8 protein-coding genes are annotated in these 8,388 nt (G+C 66.1%); 5 read left to right on the plus strand and 3 right to left on the minus strand.

Going from position 1 to position 8,388, the window contains the following annotated elements:
• Positions 1–68 precede the first annotated feature (68 nt).
• Complete coding sequence (locus CQY20_RS32345) at positions 69–332, minus strand: DUF1353 domain-containing protein (protein ID WP_097945212.1); 264 nt, start codon at positions 330–332, stop codon at positions 69–71.
• Positions 333–470: 138 nt separating this feature from the next.
• Here CQY20_RS32345 and CQY20_RS32350 point away from each other — a divergent pair, with 138 nt between their 5' ends.
• Positions 471–1,022 carry a YceI family protein gene (locus tag CQY20_RS32350; RefSeq protein ID WP_097945214.1) on the plus strand — a complete coding sequence of 184 codons (552 nt, stop codon included), beginning with the start codon at positions 471–473 and terminating at the stop codon, positions 1,020–1,022.
• A 114-nt stretch (positions 1,023–1,136) separates the two neighbouring features.
• Here the strand turns inward: CQY20_RS32350 and CQY20_RS32355 are convergent, their stop codons facing one another.
• Together CQY20_RS32355 and CQY20_RS32360 are read right to left on the minus strand one after the other, a co-directional pair.
• A complete protein-coding gene (locus tag CQY20_RS32355; protein WP_097945216.1) occupies positions 1,137–3,152 on the minus strand; it encodes an NADPH-dependent 2,4-dienoyl-CoA reductase in 2,016 nt (671 codons plus the stop codon).
• Positions 3,149–3,706 carry a PadR family transcriptional regulator gene (locus tag CQY20_RS32360; RefSeq protein ID WP_097945218.1) on the minus strand — a complete coding sequence of 186 codons (558 nt, stop codon included), beginning with the start codon at positions 3,704–3,706 and terminating at the stop codon, positions 3,149–3,151. The genes CQY20_RS32355 and CQY20_RS32360 overlap by 4 nt, the downstream gene beginning before the upstream one ends.
• Before the next feature lie 263 nt (positions 3,707–3,969).
• On the opposite strand from CQY20_RS32360, the gene fdxA reads away from it, so the two are divergent.
• The 4 genes from fdxA to CQY20_RS32380 all read left to right on the plus strand — a co-directional run bounded on the left by fdxA (position 3,970) and on the right by CQY20_RS32380 (position 8,296).
• Positions 3,970–4,293, plus strand: coding sequence for a ferredoxin (gene fdxA, locus CQY20_RS32365; RefSeq protein ID WP_097945220.1), 324 nt, complete (start codon positions 3,970–3,972; stop codon positions 4,291–4,293).
• Positions 4,294–4,321: 28 nt separating this feature from the next.
• Positions 4,322–5,425, plus strand: coding sequence for a succinyldiaminopimelate transaminase (gene dapC, locus CQY20_RS32370; RefSeq protein ID WP_097945226.1), 1,104 nt, complete (start codon positions 4,322–4,324; stop codon positions 5,423–5,425).
• A 79-nt stretch (positions 5,426–5,504) separates the two neighbouring features.
• Entirely contained in the window at positions 5,505–5,900 is a 396-nt protein-coding gene (locus CQY20_RS32375) for a cupin domain-containing protein (RefSeq protein WP_097945222.1), read from the plus strand.
• A 599-nt stretch (positions 5,901–6,499) separates the two neighbouring features.
• Entirely contained in the window at positions 6,500–8,296 is a 1,797-nt protein-coding gene (locus CQY20_RS32380) for an acyl-CoA dehydrogenase family protein (RefSeq protein WP_097945224.1), read from the plus strand.
• Positions 8,297–8,388: the final 92 nt, after the last annotated feature.

The raw sequence follows: 8,388 nt of genomic DNA on the forward strand, positions 1-8,388 counted from the left end.
ACAACCGCACCGGCGAGTCGGGCGGACGGGGCCAAAACAGACCGTCCTACCGGGGCCAAATCAACCTGTCACAGCCAGGCGTAGCGTCCCGCGCGCGGGATGAACCACGAGACGATATTCGGTACCGACACCAGGTCGGTGGGGAAATCCTCCGGCACAACGAACTCCCGGTTCTGCTCGTCGAATGCCAGCGGCTGCGTGGTGCGCCATTCGTCCCAGGCGCTCTCCTTGAAGATCCGTTTCCTGGCCTGTAGTGCCTCGAGCTCGTCGGCGGTGAGCTGGCGGACGTGGAGCACTTCTTCTCGAAGGACGGGTGCGCATCGCTGGGCCATACCGCAGGTATAGCAACCGCGCAGGCGTCGTCCGCGGACGCGGGGCGGGCGGTCAGGAAATATATTCGGACTGCGGTCCGTTTAGTCCTTTGAGGAGGTAAAACGCCTGCTCAACCTAACCGCGAAGGAGATGGACCAATGACCGCAGCCACGACAACGAAGCAGCTGAGCGCCGGTACATGGGCGATCGACCCGATCCACTCATCGATATCGTTTTCGGCGCGTCACCTAATGGTCAGCAAGGTGCGCGGCCACTTCAACACGTTCAGCGGCGCAGTCGTGGTCGGTGAGGACGGCACTCCGTCCGTGACCGCCGAGGTCGCCGTCGACTCCATCGATACCCGCAACGAGCAGCGCGACGCCCACCTGAAGTCGGCTGACTTCTTCGACGTCGAGAAGTTCCCGACGGCCACCTTCCGCTCGACGGGCGTGCGCGAACAGGACGGCCATTACGTACTCGACGGGGACTTCACGCTCAAGGGCGTCACCAAGCCGATCAGCATCGACGTCGAGTTCCACGGCGTCAACCCGGGCATGGGTCACGGCGAAGTTGCCGGGTTCACCGGCACAGTTGAGCTGAGCCGCAAGGACTTCGGCGTCGGCGGCGATTTACCGCTCGAGACGGGCGGCGTCGTCGTCGGCGACAAAGTGACGGTCACACTCGACATCGAGGCGCTCAAGCAGAGCTAGCGATCTGCCCTCCGCGAGCGTGCGCAAAGTTGGGTTTTGACACGGCGTGTCGGCCGCAGACACGCACGCTCGCGAAAAGGGGGGTGGGGTTGCTCGCGGCGGTGGGCTAGCTCCCTAGAGGGTGGCGGCGAGTTCGGTGCCTTGCTTGATCGCTCGCTTGGCGTCGAGCTCGGCCGCCACCGCTGCGCCGCCGATGACGTGGGGCTCGATCCCGTTGCGGCGCAGAGCATCTTCCAGGTCACGCACCGACTCCTGACCCGCGCAGATCACCACGTTGTCGACCTCGAGCACCTGTCTGCGCTCGCGCTTCGGGCCGAAGCTGATGTGCAGGCCGTCGTCGTCGATGCGCTCATAGTTCACCCCGAACAGTTGCGTGACACCCTTGGCCTTCAACGACGCCCGGTGCACCCAGCCCGTCGTCTTGCCCAGTCGTCGGCCCTGCGGGCCCTTCGACCGCTGCAACAGATAGACCGTGCGCGCCGCGGGGGAGGGGATCGGCGTCGTGACCGCGCCACGTACCTCCTGCGGGTCGGCGACACCCCACTCCGCCTTCCACTCCTTCAGATTCAGCGTCGGGGATTCGTCGGTGACAAGGAATTCGCTGACGTCGAAACCGATCCCGCCCGCGCCGACGACCGCGACGGTATTGCCGACCGGCTTGCCGAGGATCGCCTCGGCATAGGTGAGTACTTTCGGATGGTCGATGCCGGGGATGTCGGGCATGCGCGGCCTTACACCGGTGGCCAACACCACCTCGTCATATCCGGTCAACTCGTCGACGCCGGCGCGCGTGTTCAACCACACGTCGACACCGTGCTTGTCGAGCATACGGGTGTAATACCGGATCGTCTCGGTGAACTCCTCTTTACCGGGAATCCGTCTGGCCAAGTCGAATTGGCCGCCGATGACGTCACCGGCCTCGAACAGCGTGACGTGATGCCCGCGCTGAGCGGCCGTCAGCGCCGCCGCCAGCCCGGCCGGGCCCGCGCCGACCACCGCGACGCGGCGGCCACGACGGGTCGGCGACAACACCAACTCCGTCTCACGGCCCGCACGCGGATTGAGCAGACACGACACCTTCTTGTGCGCGAACGCGTGGTCCAGACACGCCTGATTGCACGAGATACACGTGTTGATCTCGTCGGCCGTGCCGGCCTGCGCCTTCTTCACCCACTCCGGATCGGCCAGCAGCGGACGAGCCATCGAGACAAGCGAGACGTGCGTGTCGGCGAGGATCTGCTCGGCGGCCTGCGGCATGTTGATGCGGTTGGACGCCACCACCGGGATGTCGACGTGTTCGGCCACTGCGCTGCTGATGTCGACGAACGCGCTGTTCGGCACCGAGGTGACGATCGTCGGCACCCGCGACTCGTGCCAGCCGAAGCCCGAATTGATCATCGTCGCGCCGATGGCCTCGATTTCGGTTGCCAGCGCGACGATTTCGTCCCAGCTTTGGCCGTCCTCCACGTAGTCGGCCATCGACATGCGATAGCAGACGATGAAGTCCGAGCCCACCGCCGCCCGGGTGCGGCGCACGATCTCCACCGGGAACCGCCGTCGCTTCTCCGGTGAACTGCCCCACGCGTCGGTGCGCTTGTTCGTGCGCGGTGCCAGGAATTGATTGATCAGGTAGCCTTCGCTGCCCATGACCTCCACGCCGTCATAGCCGGCGGCACGGGCCAGCTCCGCAGCGCGCACGAAGTCGGCGATGGTGCCTTCGACGTTGCGCAGCGCGCGGGGGCGAAACGGGTTGATCGGCGCCTTGATCGCCGACGCACTGACCGAAAACGGATGGTACGCATAGCGTCCCGCGTGCAGGATCTGCAGCAGGATCTTGCCGCCCTCGGCGTGCACTGCGTCGGTGATGCGGCGATGCCTGCGCGCGTCGGCCGACGACACCATCTGCGACGCGAACGGCAGCAGCCAGCCGGTGCGGTTGGGCGCGTACCCGCCGGTGATGATCAGGCCGACGCCGCCGCGGGCGCGTTCGGCGAAATACGCCGCCAGCCGGTCGATGTCGCCTGCCCGATCCTCGAGGCCGGTGTGCATCGACCCCATCACGACCCGGTTGCGCAGCGTGGTGAAACCAAGATCCAAGGGCGACAACAACGTTGGATAGGGATTGCTCACGCGGCTCCTCCCAGGCTCGCTGCCACCTCGTCGAGCCACTCGATGGCGCTTTCTTCGGCGCGGATGCCGCCGCGGAGCACCAGATACTGGTGAAGGGCGCTACCGGTGAGGGCGCCGGGGTCGGGGAATTGGCGCTTCTCGAAACCGCGGTAGGTGTCGAGCAGGGCGGCGCGTTCGGCGCGCAGGGACGCCACTTGTTCTCGCAGCACGGTGATGTCGCCGTAGGCGGCGCCGCGGATCTTGACGGCGAGGTCGCGGGTGCGGTTGTCGGTCACCGAACTGCCGCGCCCGGTCAGCGGTTCGGCGATCCAGCGGGCCAGCTCGGCGCGGCCGGCCTCGGCGACGGTGTAGACCTTCTTGTCCGGTCTGCCCTGCTGCACGACCGGCGTGGCGTGCACCCAGCCGTCGTCTTCCATCGTGCGCAGCGTGCGATAGATCTGCTGATGAGTGGCGCTCCAGAAGAAGCCGATCGACCGGTCGAAGCGGCGGGCCAGCTCGTACCCCGAGCCGGACTGCTCGCACAGTGACACCAGGATCGCGTGGGGTAGAGCCACGCCCGCAGCCTAGATGCAGCCTCGTCTATATGCAACTTGTTGCACTGCACCCGCGCGCATAGGGTGTACCGACTAGGCACTTGTATATGCAACGTCTAGTATCAGTAACTGCGCGTCCACCCTTGGGTGGGCGCGAGAAGTTAGGGCAGGCTGGGACAAACCTCGACGTGTCCACATCGGATACTGGCAGCGAATTCTCGGCGGGCTCTACAGCAGGCAGCCCCCATTGATCAGGCAGATCGAGAGGACTTGAGGAGTACTCAGTGACGTACGTGATCGCCGAACCCTGCGTCGACATCAAAGACAAGGCATGCATCGAGGAATGCCCTGTCGACTGCATCTACGAGGGTGCACGCATGCTGTACATCCACCCGGACGAGTGTGTGGACTGCGGTGCGTGCGAGCCGGTCTGCCCCGTCGAGGCCATCTACTACGAAGATGACGTGCCGGATCAGTGGAATGCCTACACGCAGATCAACGCCGACTTCTTCGCCGAATTGGGCTCGCCCGGCGGCGCGTCGAAAGTCGGCCTGACCGAGAACGATCCGCAGGCCGTCAAGGATCTGCCGCCGCAGGGTGAGGACTGATACGGACACCAACAGCGCGGGGCCCGGTCTGATTCGCCGCAGGGTCTCGGCGGGATTGCCGGTTTTTCCCTGGGACACCCTCGCCGATGTGACGGCGCTGGCGCGCTCGCACCCCGACGGCATCGTCGACCTGTCCGTCGGCACGCCGGTCGACCCGGTCGCACCGGTGATCCGAGAAGCCCTGGCGGCGGCCAGTTCGGCCCCGGGGTATCCGACCACGGTCGGCACTCCCGCGTTGCGCGCGTCCGCGGTGGCGGCGCTGAACCGTCGCTATGGCATCACCGGGCTGGACGAGGACGCCGTCATTCCGGCGATCGGCAGCAAGGAGCTCATCGCATGGCTGCCCACGCTGCTGGGCCTCGGGCCCGACGACATCGTCGTGGCACCCGAATTGGCTTACCCCACATACGAAGTGGGCGCGCGGATCACCAACGCGCAGGTGCTTCTTGCCGACTCGCTCACCCAGATCGGTCCGCGGTCGCCTGCGCTGATCTATCTCAACTCGCCGAGCAATCCGACCGGACGCGTGCTCGGCGTCGACCACCTGCGCAAGGTGGTCGGGTGGGCCCGCGAGCGCGGTGTGGTGGTCGCATCCGACGAGTGCTACCTGGGTCTGGGCTGGGACGCCGAACCCGTCTCGGTGCTGCATCCGTCGGTCTGCGACGGCGACCACACCGGGCTGCTCGCGCTCCATTCGTTGTCGAAGACGTCGTCGTTGGCCGGCTATCGGGCCGGTTTCGTCGCCGGCGATCGCGCGCTGATCGCCGAACTGCTGGCGGTACGCAAACACGCCGGGATGATGATGCCTACGCCGGTGCAGGCCGCCATGGTCGCCGCGCTCGACGACGACGAGCACGAACGCGAGCAGCGCGAGCGGTATCGGCGTCGCCGCGACGCACTCTTGCCCGCGGTGCAATCGGCCGGGCTGCGTGTCGAGCATTCCGAGGCGGGCCTGTACATCTGGGCCACGCGCGACGAGCCGTGCCGCGACAGCCTCGCCTGGCTTGCCCAACGCGGAATCCTTGTCGCCCCAGGGGAGTTCTACGGGCCCCGCGGATCGCAGCATGTGCGCATCGCGTTGACTGCGACCGATGAGCGGATCGCCGCCGCGGTGTCTCGGCTGACCGCCTGACACTGCGCCGGGATTGGCCCATCGAGTTGCCGCCGGAATGCACCACCGACCCAGCCGATACCGGCGTTAGCGTCGCAGCATGCAGGTAGTAGGTCCGTCGCCGACGAATGTGCTCGACAGCTTGTTGCACGAAACGCCTGAGATCGCCCCGGGTTCAGCCGCGATGGTCGTCACCGTCACCATCCCGCCCGGCGACCCCGGATCAGGCCCGCACCGGCACTCGGGCCCGGTGTTCGGTTATGTGCTTGAGGGCGAGATCCTGTTCGAACTGGAAGGGGAGCGCCCGTACCCGATCAAAGCGGGCGAGGCGTTCTGGGAGCCGGGTTTCGACGTGGTCGCCTGGCAGGCGGCGAACTTGCGCTCCGACATTGCGAGCAAATTCGTGGCGTTCATGCTCTGCGCTCCAGGCGTGCCGATGATGACCTACCTGGATGAAGCGGAAATCCGCGAGCGCACGCCCCTGCGGCGGCAGTGACGGCGCGAACTCAGTCGAGGTGACGCCACGTCCGGCCCGACACGGCGTTGAAAACCGACACATTCGACACGCCGAATTTGTCCGCAAGTTGCCGTAATGTCGCGCCTTCCCGATAAAGCGAGCGTATTTCCCTGACGTCGCTAGCCGTCAGCTTTGCGTTGCCGTGCCTTTCGCCGACGGAACGCTCACCACCGGCCAGCGGAGTCCCCGCCCGTTTCCGGTAGTAATGCATAGAGCAAAGTCCCCGCGCGCGATATTTCCTGTCGCATCCATCGACAGTGCATATCGTGGGCAGCCCCTTTGACCTCCCCATATGGCAATAGTAGGAGAAGTGGCGGTACATATTGCAAGTGCAGAAGCGCGAAAAACCGCATTTAGTCGAAAATTGTTCGACGATGAAAATGCAATTTTCGGGCTATTCTCGAACGCCCTCGCAAAGACAGCAAATTTCGGCGCGCTAGCGGGGTGCGTGGAAAACGGCCCAGCGAGACTTTTTTCTTAGCCGAAGTAACGGCAGAAGAATTTGCCGATAGTCATGATCAATTCGGGCGCTCGCCGATGTGCTTCACCGGACGCCGAACCTGCAATACCGTCGCTGCATGAGCGATTACGACGTGGAGGCCGTCGACCGGTTGCCCTTCACGACGCCGGAGAAGTCGGCCCGCTACCGGACCGAGGACTACCAGGGGGCGGTCGGGCTCAATTGGTATGCCACCGACCCGACGTTGCAGGCCACCATGGCGTACTACCTGAAGCCCGACGAACTCGCCGTCGTCGAACCGCATCTGACGCACATCGGCGAGTTGATGGGTGGTCCGGTCGCGAGGTGGGCCGAGGAGACCGACCGCAATCCGCCGCGGCTGGAACGCTACGACCGGTGGGGCCATGACATCAGCCGCGTCATCATGCCGCCCTCCTTCGCCGAGTCGCGGCGCGCGGTGCTGGACGCGCAGAAGGCGCTGCGCGACGACGCCCGCCGCGCGGGGATGAGCTCATCGCTGCCGCTGTTCGCCTCCAACTATCTGCTCAACCAGGCCGACATCGGCATGGGCTGTGCGCTGGGCACCGGCGGCGGCATGGTGAAGGCGCTCGTCGCGGCCTACGCGCCCGACGATGTCCGCGACTACGTGCTGGCCAAGTTCGAGTCGGGGGAATGGGAGGGCGAAACGGCCCAACTGCTCACCGAGCGCACCGGCGGATCAGATCTGGGGGCGTTGGAGGCGACGGCGACGCGCAACGGTGACGCGTGGCTGCTCAACGGATTCAAGTGGTTCGCGTCCAACTGCAACGGCCAGGCGTTCGTCGTGCTCGCCAAGCCCGAAGGCGCGCCCGACTCGACCCGCGGCGTCGCGACGTTCCTGGTGTTGCGCACCCGCCGCGACGGCACCCGCAACGGTGTGCGGGTGCGACGGTTGAAAGACAAGCTCGGCACCAGGTCGGTCGCCTCGGGTGAGATCGAGTTCGTCGACGCCGAAGCCTTCCTGCTGTCCGGTGAACCCAGCAGCGACGCCGGCCCGTCCGACGGAAAAGGCTTGGGCCGCATGATGGAGCTGACCAACGCGGCACGGCTCGGCATCGCCCTGTTCGCGCTCGGCAATGCGCGGCGCGCGCTCGTCGAGTCCCTGTGCTACGCCCGCAGCAGGCACGCATTTGGTGGCGCGCTGATCGACAAGCCGCTGATGCGACGCAAGCTCGCCGAGATGATCGTCGACGCCGAAGCCGCCCAAGCGCTGGTGTTCGACGGCACCGGCGCCGTCAACCACCGCCAGCCAAGGCAGGTCCGCCAGCGCATCGCCGTGCCCGTCACCAAACTCAAAGTGTGTCGGCTGGGCATCACGATGGCCTCCGACGCCATCGAAATCCACGGCGGCAACGGCTATATCGAAACCTGGCCCGTCGCGCGGCTGCTGCGCGACGCGCAGGTCAACACCATCTGGGAAGGGCCCGACAACATCCTCTGCCTCGACGTGCGCCGCGGCATCGAGCGGGCGCAGGCTCACGAGGCGCTGCTGCAGCGGCTGCATGACGCGGTGTCGGTGGCCGACGACGACGAGACCACCGCGCTGGTCGGCCGCCGCCTCGGCGATCTCGACGCCGCGATCACCGCATGGGGCAAGTGCAACGGCGCCATCGCCGAGGCGCGGCTGTTCCCGCTGGCGCAGTTCATGGGCGACGTCTACGCCGGTGCGCTGCTGGTCGAGCAGGCGGCCTGGGAACGCGGCGAAAACGGTTCCGAGCGAAAGGCCCTGGTCGCGCGGCTCTACGCTCGGCGGTATCTGGCCGACCCGGGCCCGCTGCGCGGTCTGGACGCCGACGGCGACGAGGCCATCGACCGCTTTGACGAGCTGGTCGACGGCGCCCTGACCCTCACCCACTCTGCGCGAGCAGACGCGTAGGTACACCCCGTCCTGGGGCGATTTCTGGGGGTGATTGCAACAGCCACCTTGTTGGAGGTTGTTGTGTATCTGAAGGCTTATCCCTGGATTAT

Origin of the sequence: Mycolicibacterium agri, assembly GCF_002553505.1 — a bacterium.
GTDB classification, from domain to species: Bacteria; Actinomycetota; Actinomycetes; order Mycobacteriales; family Mycobacteriaceae; genus Mycobacterium; species Mycobacterium agri.